16 protein-coding genes are annotated in these 19916 nt (G+C 64.9%); 1 reads left to right on the forward strand and 15 read right to left on the reverse strand.

The window, feature by feature from the left end; genetic code table 11:
* Positions 1-100 precede the first annotated feature (100 nt).
* From BQ2383_RS19455 to BQ2383_RS09400, 11 genes are all read right to left on the reverse strand, one after another.
* Positions 101-2128: a right-handed parallel beta-helix repeat-containing protein gene (locus BQ2383_RS19455; RefSeq protein ID WP_208617647.1), complete on the reverse strand. Its 2028-nt coding sequence runs from the start codon at positions 2126-2128 to the stop codon at positions 101-103.
* On the reverse strand, positions 2128-3381 hold the full coding sequence (locus BQ2383_RS09355; protein ID WP_091032889.1) for a right-handed parallel beta-helix repeat-containing protein: 1254 nt from the start codon (positions 3379-3381) through the stop codon (positions 2128-2130). The genes BQ2383_RS19455 and BQ2383_RS09355 overlap by 1 nt, the downstream gene beginning before the upstream one ends.
* A gap of 166 nt (positions 3382-3547) precedes the next feature.
* Entirely contained in the window at positions 3548-4897 is a 1350-nt protein-coding gene (locus BQ2383_RS09360) for a right-handed parallel beta-helix repeat-containing protein (RefSeq protein WP_167381582.1), read from the reverse strand.
* 240 nt (positions 4898-5137) lie between these two features.
* Positions 5138-6373, reverse strand: coding sequence for a right-handed parallel beta-helix repeat-containing protein (locus tag BQ2383_RS09365; RefSeq protein WP_091032894.1), 1236 nt, complete (start codon positions 6371-6373; stop codon positions 5138-5140).
* An 81-nt stretch (positions 6374-6454) separates the two neighbouring features.
* A complete protein-coding gene (locus BQ2383_RS09370) occupies positions 6455-7663 on the reverse strand; it encodes a right-handed parallel beta-helix repeat-containing protein (RefSeq protein WP_091032897.1) in 1209 nt (402 codons plus the stop codon).
* A gap of 75 nt (positions 7664-7738) precedes the next feature.
* Positions 7739-9196, reverse strand: coding sequence for a rhamnulokinase (locus BQ2383_RS09375; RefSeq protein WP_091032900.1), 1458 nt, complete (start codon positions 9194-9196; stop codon positions 7739-7741).
* Entirely contained in the window at positions 9193-9972 is a 780-nt protein-coding gene (locus BQ2383_RS09380) for a class II aldolase/adducin family protein (RefSeq protein WP_091032903.1), read from the reverse strand. Before BQ2383_RS09380 ends, BQ2383_RS09375 begins: the two co-directional genes overlap by 4 nt.
* Before the next feature lie 20 nt (positions 9973-9992).
* Positions 9993-10559, reverse strand: a complete 567-nt coding sequence (locus BQ2383_RS09385) for an RpiB/LacA/LacB family sugar-phosphate isomerase (protein ID WP_091032905.1) — start codon at positions 10557-10559, stop codon at positions 9993-9995.
* Entirely contained in the window at positions 10556-11524 is a 969-nt protein-coding gene (locus BQ2383_RS09390) for an alpha/beta hydrolase (protein WP_167381583.1), read from the reverse strand. The genes BQ2383_RS09385 and BQ2383_RS09390 overlap by 4 nt, the downstream gene beginning before the upstream one ends.
* Positions 11508-14303: an alpha-L-rhamnosidase gene (locus tag BQ2383_RS09395; protein WP_140403327.1), complete on the reverse strand. Its 2796-nt coding sequence runs from the start codon at positions 14301-14303 to the stop codon at positions 11508-11510. The genes BQ2383_RS09390 and BQ2383_RS09395 overlap by 17 nt, the downstream gene beginning before the upstream one ends.
* Positions 14304-14305: 2 nt before the next feature.
* A complete protein-coding gene (locus BQ2383_RS09400) occupies positions 14306-15244 on the reverse strand; it encodes a dihydrodipicolinate synthase family protein (protein WP_091032913.1) in 939 nt (312 codons plus the stop codon).
* Positions 15245-15349: 105 nt separating this feature from the next.
* On the opposite strand from BQ2383_RS09400, the gene BQ2383_RS09405 reads away from it, so the two are divergent.
* On the forward strand, positions 15350-16357 hold the full coding sequence (locus BQ2383_RS09405; protein WP_091032916.1) for a LacI family DNA-binding transcriptional regulator: 1008 nt from the start codon (positions 15350-15352) through the stop codon (positions 16355-16357).
* A 9-nt stretch (positions 16358-16366) separates the two neighbouring features.
* On the opposite strand, the gene BQ2383_RS09410 is transcribed toward BQ2383_RS09405, so the two are convergent.
* Genes BQ2383_RS09410 through BQ2383_RS09425 form a run of 4 tightly spaced genes read right to left on the reverse strand, consistent with a single transcriptional unit; the run spans position 16367 to position 19880 of the window.
* Positions 16367-17158 carry a sugar phosphate isomerase/epimerase family protein gene (locus BQ2383_RS09410; RefSeq protein ID WP_167381584.1) on the reverse strand — a complete coding sequence of 264 codons (792 nt, stop codon included), beginning with the start codon at positions 17156-17158 and terminating at the stop codon, positions 16367-16369.
* Positions 17155-18153 carry a Gfo/Idh/MocA family protein gene (locus tag BQ2383_RS09415; RefSeq protein ID WP_167381585.1) on the reverse strand — a complete coding sequence of 333 codons (999 nt, stop codon included), beginning with the start codon at positions 18151-18153 and terminating at the stop codon, positions 17155-17157. The genes BQ2383_RS09410 and BQ2383_RS09415 overlap by 4 nt, the downstream gene beginning before the upstream one ends.
* Positions 18154-18211: 58 nt before the next feature.
* Entirely contained in the window at positions 18212-19039 is an 828-nt protein-coding gene (locus tag BQ2383_RS09420; protein ID WP_091032923.1) for a carbohydrate ABC transporter permease, read from the reverse strand.
* 1 nt (position 19040) lies between these two features.
* Positions 19041-19880, reverse strand: coding sequence for a carbohydrate ABC transporter permease (locus BQ2383_RS09425; protein WP_244175983.1), 840 nt, complete (start codon positions 19878-19880; stop codon positions 19041-19043).
* Positions 19881-19916: the final 36 nt, after the last annotated feature.

Consider the following 19916-nt stretch of genomic DNA (forward strand, 5'->3'; position numbering starts at 1 on the left):
GGGGAGGAGTAACGGCGAGCGGGAGGACGAATCCTGCATCACGACATCGCCACCGGAACGCGTGATTCCGGTGGCGATGCGGCTGATACGACGCTGTCGATCAGTTGAGGACGAATGCGTATTCGACGGAGTTTCCCGCCAGATCGTATGCGACGAGGACGTTAGCACCTGCGACAGCGCCGAAGACGCCGGGGCGTAGCCCGTTGACGTCCGACCAGACGTCATCCGTGAGGTTCTTCACCTTCCCGTTGATCTCCACCTTGTCGATACGGCCGACATCGTGGAGCTTGAGGCTGAGTCGGTCATATCCATCCCCTGCAGAGACCGTCTCGCCAACGCCGGACTTCACCACCACGGTAGGTGCTGTGCGGTCCACCGTGAAGGCGAATGAGCCGGTCGCCGAGACGTTTCCCGCCAGGTCATGCGCGTTGTACCTCACTGTGTAAGCCCCGTCGTCCAGCTCCGGCGCCGCGGCATGGGTGGCACGCGACGCTCCGTCGAATGCCGTCTGAGTGCTGGTGACGAGCGACGCCCCGCGATAGATGTTGGCGACGACACGTCCGACGCCGAAATCATCTTCCGCTGTCACCTCGATTCTCAGATCGCGGAGGGGTCCGGCAGTCGTCGGATCGACGAGGGAGGCTGTCGGCTTCGTCTCGTCGCCTCTCTCGATGAGTGTGTTGCGCGCAGGATCGATATCGAACGCACTGATCTCCGCGCCACGGACAAGATTGTTCTCGATGATGTTGTCCACCGCGCGTGAGGGCAGCCCGGATTCTTGGTTGCCTGGCAGAGCGTGGCGATCGGATACCCCATACGGCATCCGACCCGAGTTCGAGACGATCGTGTTGTGGCGCACCACATTGCCCTGCGGCCGTGCGTCGTGGTCGAGGTTGGCGAAGAAGGAGAAGGCCCCCTCGAACATGATGCCGGTGCCTGTCGTGGCATCCGGACCCCAGAACTCCCGCCAAGCCTGCGCGCCGAAGCCGCCCCCGGAGTCGACGATGTGATTGCCTTCGACGACATTGCCTCGAGTCGAGGAGTGATCTGCTGCGGCCGTCGTGCCCGCCGTGATCCAGATGCCCGTCAGGCCTGTCGCTCGAACGGTGTTGAACCGGACGATATTGTCTCGGACATCGTTCACGAGCTTGATCCCGGGACCGTAGATGTCCACCACCGTGTTGTGCTCGATGATCGAGCGCTGCGTTCCCCGGTATCCCTGCTCGGTCCGTTGCGCGATGTCCGCGGCAGAACGATCGGGGACGTTCTTGCCTCCGCCGATGTCGATGCCTTGGCCGGCCAGCTCGACGTAATTGTTGCGCACGGTTCCGTCGATGCTGCTGATGACCGCCAGACCCGCACCTTGAAAGTTCGTATAGGGGTCATCATCGTCGAGGAAGCGCTTGGTCTCGATCACGGAGTTGTTCTCGATGACGTAGTCCTTGCAGTGCGCGAGCGTGAGCCCTGTCCCCTTCACCATCGTGATCACCCCGGCCGCGTCGGTCGTAGTGCGCTGATAGTCGCGGATTGTCACGTTGCGCACAACCACGTCATGGCACGGCGTGAGGTCGGAGGTGTCCTCGAAACGCCCGGCGATGAAGATGGCCGAGTTGAGTCCGCGGTGGTCGAGAATCGTGATCCCGTCGATCGTGATGTTGTCGGAACGGTAGATCTTGATCGCGGCGTCTTCGGTGAGGTGAGTCGGTTCGTCGCGCTGGAGCGTGAATCCGGTCAGCTGCACCTCCGAGAGGAAGTCGCCCTCGATGCGGTTGGTCCCGTTGAGGACGAGCGTGGAGTCGCCACCGCCGGTGATCCCTCCCCCGCCACGGAGGTCGAGGTTTCCTGTGACTCGGAAGGTGCCGGGCCCGAGATCGACGAGACCACCTGTGTCGAGGGCTGCCTGAAGTGCAGCCGTGTCGTCTGCGGCGCCGTCTCCGGCGGCACCGAAATCACGCGGATCCACGGTTGTCGGCGCGGCGAGCGAGGCGTACCGTCCGCTGACGGACGTCTCCGTTGTCCCCTCGGAAGCGGAGGCGCTGGGAGCCGCGGCGACGAGCCCGAGGGTTGTGACCGCCACGGCGATCACGGCGACGGGACCGCTGCTTCGGCGCCGATTCCTAACGCGCATCAGTACTCCCCGCATCCGGTCGCGTCGCACCACGGTGTGGTGTCGTCGCGGAAACTCGCCTTCAGCGCACCGACGATCACATTGTTCTTCACCGTGTTCCCGACGTTGTTGAGGTCTTCCCAGATGCCGTATTCCATCCGGTGAGGTGAGTAGGTGTCGATGATGACGTTGTGCTCCACGCGGGTGTTGGTCACGGGAGCCCACTCCGAGTGGTAGCCGTGCAGCGAGATGCCGGCGCGAGGGATCTCCGGGAACGGATGAGTCGTGCGATCCTGCGAGCCCGCGTTGACGACGGTGTTGAACGTCACGGAGTTGTTCTCGGTCGGTCCGTTGCCAGCGATCGATGATGCCCCGTTGAAGACGACGATTCCCGCGAGTTGAGCCCGCAAGACGTAGTTCCCGGTGATCTCGTTGTTTCGTGAGCCGTTTCCCATCTTCAGGCCCCACCCGGAGATGTCCGTGGCTCGATTGAATCGGATGGCGTTGTTCTCGGCGGCACCGAGATCGATGGCTTCGCCGACATTGCGGATGACGTTGTGTTCGACGATCACGTCGTCGCCGGTCAGGAAGATTCCGTCCGACTGCAGGCGCGGGCCACCATCGAGGTCCTCGATGCGGTTGTGGGCGACGAGGCCGTCGTCGGACATCCGGATGTAGATGGCATCGATGGAGATCGGGTCGCCGTCCGGAAGGATACCGGGATCGTCGGCGGAGTAGCCGTGCAGATGATTGTCGGTCACCGTGAAGTCGCGAGAGTTCAGGAGTTCGATTCCCGACCGAGCACTGATACCGGTGATCTCGACCCCGTCGATGCGCAGTCCGTCGACGTTCTCCAGACGGATGCCGTCGGCGATGGAGTTGTTGACGAAGTCCTTGTCGAGGACGAAGCCCTCGAGAGTGATGTCGGCATCCCCACCGGCCGGATCGGCATTGAGGATGGTGTCCACATCGGCAGTCTGGTGCAGGGTCGCAGCGCCTGAGAGACCGCTGCCTCCGGGGACACGCAGGGTGTCGCTGAGCAGATATCGCCCTGAGTCGAGCGCGACGACGCCGCATCTGGAGGACAGCGCGGCTTGGAGGGCGGCGGTGTCGTCGACGCCGTCGTCGGGCACGGCTCCCGATCCGGCTGCGTCGCAGGCTGTATCGGCGATCGCTGGGGCCGGTGCAAGAGTGACGAGTGTCAGCGCAAGCATGCCGGCGAGGGCGGCGGTGAGGGGCTTGCTTCGTGCGGAGTTCTTCTCTGAGCCGGTCATGTGCTCTCCTTCGAGCCATCGGACGATATCTGCCGCTGCGGCAACCGGGCCAACGATAGGACAGGTCCGACGATTCCGCAATCGTTAACGCAATCGTTACCTGTTTTGGTCGGCCCAGGTTATTTGGTCACCGGGACCGGCCCCTCGAGGCCGGTCCCGGTGCTGACTACTGATTGAAAGCGAAGTTCCGCGCCGGATCGATGCTGTCCCTGGCCAGGGACCACCCGGAGATGGAGTTGGAGATGATGTAGTTGTTGTACGCGTACTGTTGCCCCGTCTCGCTCTGCGTTCCCGCGTCCGTGATCCCGTACGGCATGTCGCCCGTGGTGCTCGTGATCGTGTTCCGTGTCACCGTGTTGTATCGGGGTCGCGGATCAGCATTGACGTAGGGGCCGTTCGGGTTCACGATTTCGAAGACGATGCCCGAACCGGCGGCATCCTGAAGCCACGCGGCCCCGCCGGGTCCCGTACCCGGGTCGGTGATCGTGTTGCCGCTGATGATGTTCTCCCGGGTGATCGAGAGGTCCTTCGCAGCACTGTTGCCGGCAGTGATCCACACGCCGGTAAGACCGGGGTTCTCGATCACGTTGTCCGTGATCGAATTCCCTGTGGCTCCATTGACGAGCTTGATCGCCGGTCCGTAGATGTCTTCGATCAGGTTGTCATGCACCGAGACGAAGGTCGACCCGCGGAACCCCTCCGTAGTGTCCTGATTCGTGTCATCCGTCGAGCGGTCGGGCACGTTGTAGCCGCCTCCAATATCGATGCCCTGCCCGGCATAGTTGACATGATTCTGAGACACAACCCCGTACTTCGAGCTCGCTACCGTGATGCCCGCGCCTTGGAAGTTCTGATAGCTGTCTGTCGGGCCGATGAACCGCTGGTTCTCGATGACCGTGTTGCCTGAGACATCGAACACCTTGCAATGCCCCAGCAGCACGCCAGTGCCCTTGATGCCCTGCCCCGAGCCCGCGCCAAGGCCTCCCGCTTCGATGCGTTGATAGTCCTGGATGTTGTTGTTGGTGATGCGGATATCGGAGCAGGTGTTGGCGTCAGAGGTGTCTTCCCAGCGACCGAGCACGGAGATCGTCGGAGACGTCGTCCTTGTGCCCGTGATGGTGAGCCCGTCGAACGTGACACCCGACGAACGCCAGAGTCGAATCAGGCTCTTGGTCGCCGTGTTCGCCCCGACTGATCGCTTGATCTTCATCGTGGTGAGCGAGACGTTGTCCGCTCCGTCACCGAAGAACTCGTAGTCGCCTTCGACGTCGATCACCGACGTGGCCCCGACGCCGCGAAGCCACGAACTCGTGGTCAGGGTCAGATTGCCGGTAACTCGGTAGGTGCCGGCGGGCACGTCAACCCGTTCCCCGGCGTCGAGTGCAGCCTGGATCTCCGCCGTGTCATCGGCTACGCCGTCGCCGACCGCGCCGAAATCCGACTTGAGGTCGAGGGTGACCGCCGCCGCAGGGGCAGCGGGTGCAAGCAAGGATCCGACGACGACGAGAGCGCCCACGGTAACTGCTCCCGCGACGGCTGTTCCGATGGACTTCCTTGTCCTTTGTATGACCACGAGGTGTTTCCTTCCATTTTCGATTGGCCGCATCGTTGCGGACGGGGTGTCGGGACCGACACGTCTATGTATCGATTGCAGGAACGACTGCGCGAGCGACCGCGCGGATCAGTTCCGGTTGAGGGTGGCCGAACGGAATCCGACCACCCTCAACCGGGCGCTCACGCTGTCATCGCGCGGGATTCAGTACTCTTCACAGGTCGAATCGGTGCACCACGGCGTCACATCGTCCCGGATCTGCTGTTTCGCTGCTCCGATGATGACGTTGTTCGAGATCGTGCTGTCGACGTTGTTCAGATCCTCCCAGATGCCGTACTCCATGCGGTGCGGCCGGTAGGTGTCGATGATCACGTTGTTCTTCACGACGCTGTTGGCTACCGGGGCCCATGCACTCAGGTATCCGTGCAGGGAGATGCCCGCTCGCGGAATGAAGGGGATGGCGTGAGTCGTCTTGTCTTGTGAACCCGTGTTGAGGATCGTGTTGAAGCTGACCTCGATGTTCTCCGTAGGGCCGTTGCCTGCGATCGTCGACGCGCCATTGAACACGACGATTCCGGCGAGCTGGGCACGCTCCACGTAGTTGCGGGTGATGACGCTGTTACTGGAGCCGTTGCCGATCTTCAATCCCCAGCCCGAGATGTCGGTCGCTCGGTTGTATCGGACGGTGACGTTGTCGGCAGCACCGACGTCGACGGCCTCGCCGACGTTCCTGATGACGTTGTACTCCACCACGACGTCGTCACCGGTGACGAAGATGCCATCGGATTGAAGACCGGGCCCGCCGACCATGTCCTCGATCCGGTTGTGCGACACGGTGCCACCACTCGACAGCCGCACGTATATGGAGTCGATCGAGATCGGGTCCCCGTCGGCGAGGGCGCCGGTCTGATCGGCGGAGTACCCGTGCAAGTGATTGCGAGTGATGGTGAAGTCGCTGGAGCGGAGCAGCTCGATGCCCGATCGGGCACTGATACCCGTGATCTCGAGACCCTTGACCGTCGCACCGTTCACGCGCTCGAGCCGGAGGCCGTCCGCCAGCGAGTTGTTGACGAAGTCCTTCGCGATCTTGAAGCCGTCAAGGGTGATGTCCGAGTCTCCGTTGACGGTGTCCGCATTGAGAATCGTCACGACATCCGCCGTCTGCCGAAGCGTGCCCGATCCCTTGATGCCCCCTCCGCTCGGCACGCGCAGCGTATCGCTCACGATGTAGGTCCCTTTGGGCAGCGACACCACGCCACATCCCGACGACAGAGACGCCTGAATCGCCGCAGTGTCGTCGATGCTGTCGTCGGCGATCGCCCCATGCGAGGTGACCGAGCACGAGGGACTCGCGTGAGCAGCGGGAACAGCCAACACCGACATTGCGAATGCGGCGATCACCGTCCGCCAGATGTGCTTCTGTGTGCGGGCGAACATCATTGTTGGCTCCTTCTCTCACCGGCTCGGCGCCGGCGATCTGTTGAGGACCGACATGCGCCGTCGATCCGGTCCGTCGCGGACCTACGAGAGGTCCCTGAGGCCTTCGACCGTGTGGCCGGAGATCGTGTTGTCGACATAGGTTGTGCCGACGGTGTACTCATCCACGAGGATCCCGAATTGCATCGTGTGGACGGTCTGGGTGTCCGTGATCTGGTTGTCAGTGATGATCGTGCCGGCAACGGGCGCCCAGAACGGTCGATCGCCGGTGACATAGACACCAGCGCGCGCGCTGCCGGGGAACGGGTGCCCCGCCGTCCCATCCGAACCGGTATCGGTGATCACGTTGCGGTCGACCGTGATGTTCTCGGTGGGGCCGTTACCCGCGACAGTCGAAGCGCCTCCGAAGACCACGACGCCGGACATCTGAGCGCGGGCCACCGTGTTGTACGCGAATGTGCTGTCGATCGAGCCGTTGCCGACCTTGAGGCCGAAAGCTTGAGCATCTTCGATGAGGTTGTAGTCGACGAGAACGTCCTCGGTGTTGCCGAGGTCGATCCCTTCACCGACGTTGCGGATCTCATTGTCGGTCACGTGAACACCTACGGCATTGGAGACGAAGATGCCGTCGGTCTGGAGCGATGGACCGGCATCCATGTCCTCGATCCGGTTCCCGGAGACCGTGCCGTTGTCGGAACTGCGGATGTAGATCGAGTCGATCGAGACGGGGTCGCCGTCGCCGAGCACTCCGGTCGCGGTGGCCGAGTAGTCGTGAAGATAGTTGTCGGAGACGGCGAACGTGTCGCACAGCAACAGCTCGATTCCCGATCTCGCACTGATCCCGATGATCTCCACTCCCGATACGACGATGTCTGTCGAGCGTTCGATCCGGATGCCGTCGGCGAGGGAGTTGTCGACGAAATTCTTGTCGATCACGAACCCGTCGAGGGTGATGTCACTGTTGCCGGCTGCAGTGTTGCTGTTGAGGATGGTCGTGACGTCTGCGGTCTGGTGCAGGACGCCGGGGCCGACGATGCCACCGCCCGAGGGAACCGTGAGCGTGGCAGAGATCAGGTACGCCCCGGCAGGAAGATCGACCGGACCACACCCGGCATCGAGCGCAGCCTGAATCTCGGTGGTGTCGTCGATGCCGTCACCGGCGACCGCTCCGAAATCGACCACGGAGCAGGCGAAGGCATGAGCGGGCTCCGGCGAGCCAATCGCACCGACGGACGCACTGAGCAGCAGCGCACCGGCGATCGACGAAACCGACAGGCGAATGGGATACATCATTGATCCTCACAGTCCTTCGTCTTTGAAGCACACGCGGCGAGCGAGCGCACAACAGGTCTACCAGAAATAGGATCGTTAACGCAAACGTTCCCGTCTGCGATGGGAAACCGGCTCATAACGGCGAGGGATGTGCGTCCGCCCAACGAGATCGCGGAGGGAGTCGATCGAACCCGATACGAGACCGACCGCGCGCGCTTGGACGAGGATGTTGCCCAGAGAGGTCGCCTCGACAGGGCCGGCGAAGACGGGAAGCCCCGCACGATCGGCAATCCGCTGGCAGAGGAGCTCATTGAGGGCTCCTCCCCCCACTATGTGGACTGTCCTCACGTCGACGCCGCCGACGCGACCGGCAGCGTGGGCAGCATCCGCGAACGCCTGTGCAAGCGACTCGATGATGCTGCGGACGTACTCGGCGCGAGTGCGAGGCGCAGGGACGCCATGCTCATCACACCAGGCGTCGATCCGCGCGGGCATGTCGCCAGGCGGAAGGAACCGCGCATCGTGGACATCGAAGACCGGAACATCGACGGTGACCTCGGCAGCCGCGCCCAACAGCGTCGAAAGATCGATCGAGCTCCCGACGCCGCCCCAGGTGCGGAGGGCTTCGGAAAGCAGCCAGAGTCCCATGATGTTGCGAAGGAACCGCACACGGCCGTCGACGCCGCCTTCGTTCGTGAAGCTCTCCGCCAGCGCCGCCAGCGTCAACACGGGACGCTCCAACTCGACTCCGACGAGACCCCACGTGCCGCAGGAGATGTAGGCGGCGGCTTCGGGCCGCATCGGGACCGCGAGCACCGCCGACGCCGTGTCGTGCGAACCGACCGCCGTCACGCTCACCCCGTCGGGGGCACCGAGCGACTGGGCCACCGTCGGCGACAACATACCCAGTCGCTCGCCGGGCGAGATCAGTGGCTGCATCAGCACACGCGGCAGTTCGAGCATCTCGAGCAGGCCCTCGTCCCAGGTGCGGCTGATCGCGTTCAGCAGACCAGACGTCGAGGCGATGGTCCGTTCGGAGCGTGCGACCCCCGTCAGCCAGAAGCCGACGATATCGGGGATGAACAGCAGCGCGTCCGCGAGCTCGAGAGATTCGTCGGCCTCTGCAGCCACCTGGTAGATCGTGTTGATCGGAAGCAGTTGTAGGCCGTTCCTCGCAAAGAGCTCCGACGGCGCCACCCGCTGATGCACACGCGCGACGCCACGCGCCGTGCGGTCGTCTCGGTAGTGGAACGGGGCGCCGATCAGGCGCGCCCGCGACGTACTCGCTCCGCGAAGAAGCCCGTAGTCGACACCCCAGGAGTCGACGCCGACGCTCCTGATGTCAGGCATCACCGCGAACGCCCTGCGCAGACCGTCGAGCGCCTCGCCGTACAGACCGGAGAGGTCCCAATGCAGCCCATCGGCCGCGCGTACGGGTCTGTTCGCGAACCGCGAGATCACTCTGGTCTCGAGCGTCGCCGGGCCGACCCGACCAACGATCACGCGGCCGCTGGTCGCGCCCAGATCGACGGCGACGACGTAGCCCCCTCTCATCCGCTCTGCTCCCAGGAGGCGCGGGGGCGCGCGACCGCGAGCGCTTCCCGCCGAAAGATCTCGTCAGGCCTTTCATCGATCCGAGCCACATCGGTCGGCTCGAGGAATCGTGGCCCGCCTGCGCTCAGCGCTCCCAGGACGACCGAGGCGCACTTGACCGCCATCTCAATGATCTGGACCACTTCATCTGCGGTTGCACCGAGAGCGAAGACGCCGTGGTTCTGCAGGTACATGATTCGGGGAGTGTCGCGACGAGCACTCAGCAGCCGTCGAACCGTGCGCGCGAGCTCGAGCCCGGGATCCACGTAGGGGACGAACATCGGCTCACTGCCGAGCACGACGATCTGATCGGGGAAAAGGCTGCCTCTGGCGAGCAGTCCGGCATCGCTCGAGCAGAGCAGAGCGAGGATCGCCGTGGGGTGGGCATGTCCGACGATCTCGATGCCCGCTCGATCCAGGCACACGGCGTGGAGCAAAGCCTCCACCGACGGCCTGCGACCGGCGGCCGCCTGCACACGATCGAAAAACCTCGCCACGTCGGCGTCACCAGCCCGCGGATCGTCGATCAGTCGGAGCAACTCCACGATCGATACGGCGACCATGTCGTCTGCGTCCGCCGTGCCCATCTGCACCCCGCTGGCCTTGACCCGCATGGTGACCGCATCGACGCGAGCGGACACATTCCCCTCGGCGAGTATGACCCACTCTCGCTGCGGTCCGGCGATGTTCCGTGCAAGCGCCGCGAGCGCTCGTGCGTCGGAATCTCGATCAGTCATCGACTCATCGCCCCTCGACGTCAGAATGCGAGCCCCCGCGGCTGCGCTCCGAGCCGCGGCACAGAGGCATCCGCCACCATGAAGCCGTTCGCTCGGTACGCGGCGTAGTCGAAAGCGTCGCACTCGTCATAGCCGAGCCGGTGATAGGTGTCGAACCCGTCCCACTCCTCGTAGCCGTCACCGAGTGAGCTCTCGAGAAACGCATCCGCCATCGCCATCGCCAACTCCGGACCCGTGAAGAAGGCACCCATCGCGAGCAGGTTGGCGTTGTTGGCTGTGGCCGCGCGTCGTGCCGACGCCACGCTCTCGCAGACGGCGGCATGCACGTGTGGACACTTGCTCGCGGCGATGTGAATCCCCATCCCGGAACCGCAGAACGCGAGAGCTTTCTCGAACTTCCTCTCGGCTATCTGCGAGCCGACGAGGAATCCCACTCGGTGATACATGGGCAGCTCGTCACGAACGGGGGTGAGGTCGGTCACCGCCCAGCCGCGTGATCGGAGATGGTCCGCCATGGCGTTCTTGAGGGCGAACCCGGCGAAGTCTGCGCCGAGCACCACCCGCTTGTCTTCGAGTGTTCTTGTCATCGTTGTTCCTCTCGTTCCCGAATCTGCTTGTGGGCTTTCACCGCAGCCGCGATCGCCAGGTACTGATCACGATTGATCGCCGCACCCGCCGCGACATCCATACCGACGAGGGCAGAGCCGTGAAGCGATCCCGCGTACATCCGCAGGTCGACGTCGACCTCGTCCAAAGCCATCCGCCGCGCAAGTTCCAGGGCCTCGTCGCGGAGCGCGTCGACCAGGTTGATCGTGATCAGGGTCGGCGGCAATCCGGCGAAAGCAGTCGCGCGTCCCGGAGCGGCATACGACGGCACAGGTCCCTCGTTGCGGGCGAGATAGTGGCGCCAGCTGACCGTCGCCTCCTCAATGGTCCACACCGGTCCGCCTGCGGATCGCTGCATGCTCGCGCTCTCGAGTCGATCGTCGACGACAGGGCAGTCGAGGATCAGGCCGGCCAGGACGTCATGGCCGTCGTCTCGCAATCGCAGCGCGACCCCGGCCGCGATCGCGCCGCCCGCACTCTGCCCGTGCAGAATGATCGGTGCGTCGGCCATCACTCCCAGTTCCTCCCGGTGTCCGGACGACCAGATCGTGGCAGCATGACAGTCGTCGTGCCCCGCCGGATACGGGTGCTCAGGGGCCAGACGGTAATCGACGGCGAGCACTGCGGCTCCGGTCTCACGTGCCGTCCTGGCGCACCAGGCGCGAGTGTGCGGATCGGTCGCCGACCCCAGCACGAAGCCGCCGCCATGGACGTGCACCAGGAGCGCATGCGCGCTTCCTTCGTCGTGACGGAAGAGCACGGCCGGCACTGCCCGCCCTGCGACCTCGAGGTCGATCGCCTGTTCGCTGATGCCCCCTTCCGTCGACGGACGAGAGCCGACCGCGATCTTCCCTTCGAAGGCCCTCACGCTGGGCATGTCTGTGAGGTCGAGCCGAGGGAAGTCCGCGTACAACGCTGCGAGTTCTGAATCAATACGTGCGGACATCGGGGCGCCCTTCTCCCAGCGATTCAAGGAACGCGCGGCGCACGAAGGGGCCGGCCGCGCGAAATGCCGGGTGCGCGATCTCATCGGCCAGATCGCGCACTGGCATGCTCGCGTAGGGCGAGAGCCTGCGGTACGCGTCGTCATCGTCGTCGGCAATCCCCAGACGCACCAGCAAATCGATCAGTCGGGTTCCCTGATCTTCGTCGGCCAACACGTCTTCGACGAGCCGGTCCGCCGACGCATCATCTCCTCTGCTCGATGCCTGCGGCGTGCCGGTCCTGAAGTGGTGACGTCCAGAGGGGAGCCGCCCCGGAACCCCGGGGATGTCGACCACGGCATCGACGCCCGGAGGAAGGATGATGTCGACCGTCACGCCGTCACTCCCGCGCGCCCACTCGACCGAGATCTCGCCATGCGGGCTCTCGTGCCGCACCGATGCGGAGGAGATCGAAGAGGTCAGGATCGGTGCGATTCGGGCGGTGCGATATCCCGGGGCTGCGGGGGCAAGCCCCCCGACTCGACGATGGATCCAGTCGGCGACGGAGCCCAGGGCGAAATGGTTGAACGACGTCATGAACGGATCGTTGACCACGCCGTCGTCGTCGAGGCTGTCCCACCTCTCCCAGACCGTCGTCGCACCGAGACGGACCTGCGCGAGCCACGACGGCATCCGATCCGTCAGCAACATCCGCATCGCGATATCGGAAGCCCCGATATCGTCGAGCGCGTCGAGCACCTGCGCAGTACCCAAGAAGCCTGTCGAGGCTCGGTAGCCGCGACCGCGCAGATGTGAGATGAGGCGTTCGGCCGCCCGCAGTCGCTGCTGCGGATCGAGAGCGGCTAGGCGGATCGCGAAAACGTATGCGCTGACAGAGTCGCCGAGAACGAGTCCGTCGTGGGTGACATAGCGTTTCGTGAATGCCGAGAGCAGCCGGCTGTGCTCATCACGGAGCGCGGGGACGTCATCGGGAGACGCGACGGATGCCAGCTCGGACAACGCCTCGACGGTGCGCGCGAGCGCTGCGGTCGCGACGAGGTCGACGGGGGTACTGCCCTGCGAAGGGTCCCCGGACGGTGCGCTGGGATCGAGCCAGTCTCCCCACTGGAAGCCGCCCTCCCAGATGCGGTCCTCGCCTGCCGCCTCCAGCGCCCGACGAACCCACCGGCGCGCGCTCTCCCACTGCTGCTCCACGAGCCGGGCATCGCCATAGGCGCGATAGGCGGCGAGCGGCACCATGACCGCAGCGTCGGAGAAGCCGGCACCGCGGGCGGCGCCGGGAGCGATCAGTTCGCCGATGACGTCCGGGATCACTGCGGGGACGCTCCCGTCCGGATGCTGCTCACAGCGGAGATCCGTCAGCCAGCTGTCGAGCATCGCAGCCATGTCGAAGAGGAAGCTGGCCGCGGGCGCGAACAGCTGCAGGTCGCCCGTCCACCCCAGGCGCTCGTCACGCTGCGGGCAGTCGATGGGCACATCGATGAGGTTGCTGCGAGCGCTGCGCACGATGTTGTCGTGGAGCCGGTTCACTCGCTCGTCACTGCACTGGAACCAACCGGTACGCTCCAGATCGGAACCGATGACCACGCCCACGATGTCGTGGATCGACTCGAGATCCGCGCCCCGGATCTCGGCGTAGCGGAAGCCGTGGAAGGTCAGCCTCGGCTCGAGAGTGCGGGCTTCGTCTGCGGCGAGGACGTAGGTGTCGAGAGCGCGGGCTGTGCGCAGCGTCTCGGTCGCGAGAGCACCATCGACGAGGATCTCGGCGTGGCGGATCTCGATCTTGCGGCTCGCCAGGCCGGCGACGCGCAACGACACCCATCCGGTGAAGTTCTGGCCGAAATCCACAAGTGTTGCACCGTCGCCCGTCTTGCGCACCTCGACCGGCGCCAGACGCGCCAGTTCTCTGATCGGAGCAGTGAAGGAAGGAAACAGAACGCGACGGATCTCCGGCCCGACTCTCACGGAAGCCGTCCGCGGCGGTCGGGGCCGGAGGTCGACCTCGACGCCGTCGTAGAGGTCGTCGGCGATCACATGACTCTCCCGAACGGCCCAATCAGGCCCGGTCGCGAATGTGTCCCGCGACCCATCGGGCCTCGTCACCTCCAGCTGAGCGATGAGACCGAGGGAGGCGCCATAGTACGCCCGGGCTCCGGACCATCCGAGTCTCCCGCGAAACCATCCGTTCCCGACCAGCACATCGATCGAGTTCATCTGACCGCTCCGAAGCAGGGTCGTCACGTCATACGTCAGGAAGCGCAGACGCGATCGGTACGCCGTCCAACCGGGCGAGAGAATCTCGTCGCCGACGCGATCGCCGTTGATCTCTGCTTCGAAGACACCGTGTGCCGTGATGTACAGACGGGCGGACTCGACGTCACCCGTCTCGAATGCCGTCGAGAAGACAGGGGCCGGCTCATCGAGACCCCCCACGCCGACGGGTTCGATGAGAACGGCATTCCAGTCATCCGCCTCCAACAAGGTGGTCTCGAACGAGACGGGGTCCGACCAGGGCCCCCAACCCCCGTCGGCCTCGGCCCGCACCCGCAGCATTCCGCGCGCGCGGGAGCCGAGCGGGGCGAACGGCCACTCGATCAGGGACGACCGAGCCCCCTCGATCGTTCGCACGTCGGGGCCGTGCCCGAGCTCCACTTCGACCTGCGAGCGCAGCGGCGTCGCCGATCCTTCCGCCCAGCGCCAGCTGAGTCGAGGAGTGGAGGTTCCGACGAAGGCGCCATCAGCAAGATGTTCCAGCCGCAACCCGCGGGGTGCTGCCTGCACGACTAGACCGTGACGCCGACGGCGGGAAGGCGAGCTTCGTCGAGTGCCGCCCCGATCTCGGCCGCTGCCCCTTGCGCAAGCGGGCGCAGAGGGGACCGCACCGTCGCGTCGTCGAGGACACCACGGTGGACGAGTCCGAGCTTGAGAGCCACGGTGCCCTCCATATGCGAGCCCCGGTGATAGACGGCTTTCGTCACCGGCAGCAGCTGCTCGTGGATAGCGTGAGCCGCCGCGTAGTCCTTGGCCTTGCCTGCTGCGATGAGCTGGACAAGGGGCTCGGGAGCGAGCGACCCGTATCCCACGAGCGCGCCGTCGACGTCGAACATCGTGGGCAGCAGGTACTCGTCATGGCACGTGAGCACCTGGAGGTCTGGCACCTCGCGCCGAAGTGCGGGAATCTCCGTGTACCAGCGGCGCATATTGCGCACGCCGTTCTTGGTGGCGAACACACCGGGCTGCGCGGCGATCTCGAGCTGTGTGTCAAGGTCGTACGTCGCCTTCGTGACGTCGGGGTATTGGAAGAGGATCAGGGGGAGACCGGTCGCTTCGAAGATCTCCCGATAGCGCTCCTGCGGCGCACCCTGCTGGAAACCGAACCGCAGCCACCCGTGCGAGGGGTATACCAACCCTGCCGCCGCGCCGGCTGCTTTCGCACGCGCCGTCTCTTCAGCCGCGACGGCCGTTCCTTCTCCGGTGATACCAGCGATGATCGGCGTGCGATCTCCCACCTCATCGACGAGCGTCTCGATGACCGCGACTTGCTCACGCGGGGTGAGGAAGGTTCCTTCTCCCGCGTGCCCGAGGCAGACGAGGCCCTTGACTCCCTGGACGTCGGAGAGCCACCGCGCGAGTCGCCGAAGCTGACCATGGTCGACGTCGCCGTCGGGCGTGAACGGGGTGACAGGTGCGGGCACGAGCCCACGGAGATCGATGGATGACATCAGTGCAACCAATCCGGTAACGTTTGCAGGAACGTTTCTAGTATTGCCATTCACGCGGCGCTCGTCAACTGCCCGCTACGCTGAATGCCAGAAGAGAGGGCATCGATGACCGTCGAGAGAACGCGACCGGCGACGTTGAAGGACATTGCGCAACGCGCGGGAGTCAGCATCTCCACGGTGTCCCGCGTGCTGGATGAGAGGCTTCCCTCCTCGCGGAGCGCGGCCGCCGATCGGGTTCGGGTGATCGCCGCGGAGCTCGGCTATTCGCGCGATGTGCTGGCTTCGAGCCTGCGCCGCCAAGGCACGGACACGATCGGTGTCCTGGTGCCACGCCTGACCGACACCGTCATGGCTGTACTCTTCGAGGCCATCGCCCGCGAATGCGACCGGCGCGGAAGATTCGCGGTGGTGTCCACGACCGGCGACGACGAAGATAAGGACGTCTCGGCAGCGGACGCTTTGCTCCGCCGCAAGGTGGATGGCCTCATCCTGACGACCGCCCGGACCGACATGGACACGACGGCCGCTCTTCGCAATCGCGGGATCCCCCACGTCTTCGCGCTCCGCACCGATGGTGTCACGGCTTCCGCCGTCGGCGACGACACCCTCGGCGGCTTCGTGGCGACGCGTCACCTCATCGATCTCGGCCACACCGACATCGGCATCGTCGGCGGGCCATCCTATGCATCGAGCGCCGCCGGCCGGATGCAGGGATGGGATCAGGCCCTCCAAGAGTCGGGCATCACGGCGCGAGACGACCGTCGACTGTCCCTCGGGTTCCAGATCGAGGATGGCGAACGTGGCGGGATGGCGCTGTTGGACCGGGAAGATCGTCCGACTGCGATCTTCGCCGTCAATGACAACACCGCGATCGGAGTCCTGGCCGCCGCACATCGGCTGGGTCTGCGCGTACCCGAGGATGTATCCATCGTCGGGTACAACGACATCCCCATCGCTAGTCATCTTCCGGTGCCGCTGACCACGGTGCGCGTGCCGTTCGATCGTGTCGCCGCGGATGCCGTCGATCTGTTGCTCGAGGTGCCGCAGACGGATCGCATCCGCGTCGTGCAGCCCACTCTCATCCCCCGCGGAACCACCACCCGACCGGCCTGACGTCGCGGGTCATTCCCGCGATGATGAGCGAAGCAGCGATACGAGGGCGGCGACGTTCCATGCGGTCGCACCGGCGTCCGCGGGGAGATGACTCTCGACGATGTATCTCCCGCGATAGCCTTCCGCTTCCAATGCGCCGATCATCGCGCGCCACGGCATGACGCCGCTCCCCAGCCTGCGCCAGCCCGTGTCGGGATGCCAATCGCGCACGTGAACGCTCGCAATCCGGTACGCGAGCTGTCGCGAGCCGACGACGAGGTCTCGGTCGCCGGCGGCGACGGCGTTGGCGGGGTCCCACACGACACGGAGGTCGAGAGCCTCCGCCACACCGACGAGGTCGTCGCCCGTCGCCACGTGACAGAGCGAGCTGTTCTCCAGGATCAACTCGACGCCTCCTGCCCTGGCACGTTCCGCGGCCTCGCCGAGTATCTCGATGACAGCGGCGCGCGGCTCCCCCGCACCACCCCCGAACACAACCACCTGCGGGACGCCGAGGTCCACGGCGAGTCTGATCGATTCCGGAAGCATGACCTGCATCTCCCTCTGGCGCGTCTCCCCGCGGACGGAGCCCTTGAACAACCCCGGGCTGAGCGCCCCGATGTCGAGCGCCACTGCAGCGTCGGCCAGACGCGCGAGCGTTTCTCCGCTGAAGGAGGGAACGCGCGCGTCGCCGATCGATCGCACGTGGGCATGGCGCACGCCCCATTCGAGGAGGGTACGGACTGCGTCCGCGATGTCGAGGTCGACTTCGTCCGTGACAGCGCCGATCCGCTCGAGAAGCAGCGCCGATGCCGCGCTCACCAGAGATCCTCGAAGCGCGGATCGGCACGCAGATCCACGACAGCACCCGTGTTCGCCGCGTGCAGGGCCGCGTCAACCATCGCGGCGACGATACGGATCTGCCGTCGCCCGCTCACATCGATCTCCGTGTCCGAAGAGGCCAGCCAGCGAAGGAACATCCGATCCCACGCGCCCACCGCGCGTCGCGGCGTCACCACGATCGGCTCCCCGTCTGCGACGATGCCGACCTCCACGTCGGGGTCGGCGAAGTGCTGCCCCGTCGCGGTGATCACCGCGGTATCGGTTTCGATCTCCGCGCGATATGTCGTTCGCTCCCCGCCGAACCCGAACGCGTGCAGCACGTGGCAGGAGTCGTAGTGCAGCCATGCGTGGCCGATCGAGTCCGTGCCGCTGCGCCCATCGTTCGCCGTCCACGAATCGACCGCGATGGCGTGAGGGAGAATGCCCAGCCACGACGAGAGGACAGCGTAGTGATGAACGGCGTATTCAAGGATCCCGGTCTGCTTCTTTCCCTCGAGCGTGCCCTGAGACGATGAGGGCTTCCGATGATCCAGCAGGATACGGCGTGCCGGTCCGTAGCGGTCCAGGAGCGTACCGATCTGGATGGCATGGGCCTCGTCGGGGTACTGCTCGGCCACGTCGATCGACACCCGCGCGTCATCAGCGAGCGTCAGAGCTCGCTCGGTCTCCTCCCAATCCAAGCCGAGCGGCTTGGCGACCAGCATCGGTCGACCCGCCCCAGCGCACAACGCGATATGCGCAAGGTGGAGAGAGCCCGGGGAGTTGATCAGAACAGGCGCGTCATCGCCACCGCGCCGCAGGGCGTCTTCCACGGAATCGAAGCTCAGGGGTGCGGGCGCTCTCCGCGCCAGCTGATGGACGACGGCCTCGCGCGCGGCAGCGTCCGGGTCCATCACCCACGCCACGGACCCCCCGGCATCGAGGAATGAATCGATCGTCGCGCGGGTGACTCCGCCGCATCCGATGATTCCCACCCCTCCACGATCTCGCACGAGACCGTCGCCGGCGCGCCGAGACGCTTCCCCCGGGTACTCAGTCCTGTCCGGTGCCGACGATGCCATTGATGTACCACTTCTGCGTGAAGATGAAGATGAGCAGTACCGGGATGATGCTGAGCACCGCCGCGGCCATGCCGACACTCTCACTGATGGACTGATACTCGCCCCGGGCGAGCGGAGCCAGGGCCACGGGAATCACCTTCAGGTCAGGGTTGGGCGCCACGAGCTGAGGCCAGACGTACATGTTCCACACATTGAGGAACGTGATCGACGCGAACGCCGCGAGGGTCGGCTTGGCCAGCGGCAATGCGATCTGCGTGAGCACTCGGAACCAGCTCGCACCATCGATGCGTGCGGCTTCTATGATCCCGTCGGGCAGCGTGGCGAAGAACTGGCGGAAGAGGAGCGTCGCGAAGGTCGTAGATGCGGCGACCGGCAGGATCAGGCCCGCATAGCTGTTCAGAATCCCCAGTTCGCGCGTGACGACGAAGAGCGGGATCAGAGTCGCGTTGCTGGGCAGCAGCAACGGCGCGGCGAGGACTGCGATCACGACGGCAGCCCAGCGGAAGGGGATCTTCGCCAGCGCGAAACCGGCTGGCAGCGCGAGCACGAGCTGGATGAGGATCACACCGATACTGAAGAGGAAGCTGTTGAAGATCACCGGCCCTGACAGGAACTGCAGAGCTTCGGCATAGTTCTCCCAGCGGATCTCCGTCGGCAGCAGGTTCGGCGGATAGGCGACGACCTCCTTCGCCGTCATGAGTGAGGTGGAGACGGCATAGAAGACGGGGAGGCCCATGATCAGTCCGACGACCGCAATGGCCGCATAGCGCAGCCCGATCGAGCGTTTCGTGCGCAACATGTCAGGAGCTCCTCTGTCGAATGCCGGTGGTCAGCGCGCGGATACCTGCGGCCGCCGCGATGATGAGCACAGATTGGAACAGTGTGAGTGCGCTCGCATATCCGATGTCGAACCGTTCGAAGGCCATCTTGTAGATGTACAACGCGAGGTTCTCGGTGCTGCGAAGCGGACCCCCCTGCGTCATGATCAGCGTCACCTCGAATGTTCCCGAGAGGAAATTCACGAACTGGATGACGATGAGAAGAGCGGTGGCTCCGCTCACGTTGGGCCAGGTGATCTGCCAGATCGTGCGGACCGGCCCCGCCCCGTCAAGGCTGGACGCCTCGTACAATTCGCGAGGAATGCGCTGCAGCGCGGCGAGGTAGAGGATGATCACCAAGGGAAGACTCAGCCAGACCAGCATCAAAGTGACCGCCGGCAGAGCGGTGGCCGGGTTGTTCAGCCAGTCGACCGACGGCACCCCGAACCAGCCGAGCACGGCGTTCAGGAGACCGCTGTCGCGGGCGTAGACCCGGGTCCAGAGCACGGCTGATACCGCGACCGAAACGACCATCGGGATGAAGAACAGCACGCGAAGCGCCCCGACTGCCGGAAGATTCACATTGATCAGTACCGCGAGCATGAATCCGATGAGCACAGTGGGAATAACTCCCAACACCAGGAAATAGCACGTGCGCACGAGAGCCGACCACATCGCCTGATCGGCGAACATCCGCTCGTAGTTGCTGATGCCTGCCCAAGTGGGATCGCCCGTGAGGTTCCAGGTGAAGAAGCTCAACCCGAGCGCCACAACCCCGGGGAGCAGGATGAATACGGCGAAGAGCACGAGGTTCGGGGTCACCAAGACGAGAGCGGAGAGCCCGTCCTCTCGCGTCCC

This window comes from Microbacterium oxydans, from assembly GCF_900095745.1.
GTDB lineage: Bacteria > Actinomycetota > Actinomycetes > Actinomycetales > Microbacteriaceae > Microbacterium > Microbacterium oxydans_B.

Bases quoted from the DNA above. Each gene is read 5' to 3' on its own strand.
- BQ2383_RS19455 (WP_208617647.1), bottom strand. From the start codon at position 2,128: ATGCGCGTTAGGAATCGGCGCCGAAGCAGCGGTCCCGTCGCCGTGATC.
- BQ2383_RS09355 (WP_091032889.1), bottom strand. From the start codon at position 3,381: ATGACCGGCTCAGAGAAGAACTCCGCACGAAGCAAGCCCCTCACCGCC.
- BQ2383_RS09365 (WP_091032894.1), bottom strand. From the start codon at position 6,373: ATGATGTTCGCCCGCACACAGAAGCACATCTGGCGGACGGTGATCGCC.
- BQ2383_RS09370 (WP_091032897.1), bottom strand. From the start codon at position 7,663: ATGATGTATCCCATTCGCCTGTCGGTTTCGTCGATCGCCGGTGCGCTG.
- BQ2383_RS09375 (WP_091032900.1), bottom strand. From the start codon at position 9,196: ATGAGAGGGGGCTACGTCGTCGCCGTCGATCTGGGCGCGACCAGCGGC.
- BQ2383_RS09380 (WP_091032903.1), bottom strand. From the start codon at position 9,972: ATGACTGATCGAGATTCCGACGCACGAGCGCTCGCGGCGCTTGCACGG.
- BQ2383_RS09385 (WP_091032905.1), bottom strand. From the start codon at position 10,559: ATGACAAGAACACTCGAAGACAAGCGGGTGGTGCTCGGCGCAGACTTC.
- BQ2383_RS09390 (WP_167381583.1), bottom strand. From the start codon at position 11,524: ATGTCCGCACGTATTGATTCAGAACTCGCAGCGTTGTACGCGGACTTC.
- BQ2383_RS09400 (WP_091032913.1), bottom strand. From the start codon at position 15,244: ATGTCATCCATCGATCTCCGTGGGCTCGTGCCCGCACCTGTCACCCCG.
- BQ2383_RS09405 (WP_091032916.1), top strand. From the start codon at position 15,350: ATGACCGTCGAGAGAACGCGACCGGCGACGTTGAAGGACATTGCGCAA.
- BQ2383_RS09420 (WP_091032923.1), bottom strand. From the start codon at position 19,039: ATGTTGCGCACGAAACGCTCGATCGGGCTGCGCTATGCGGCCATTGCG.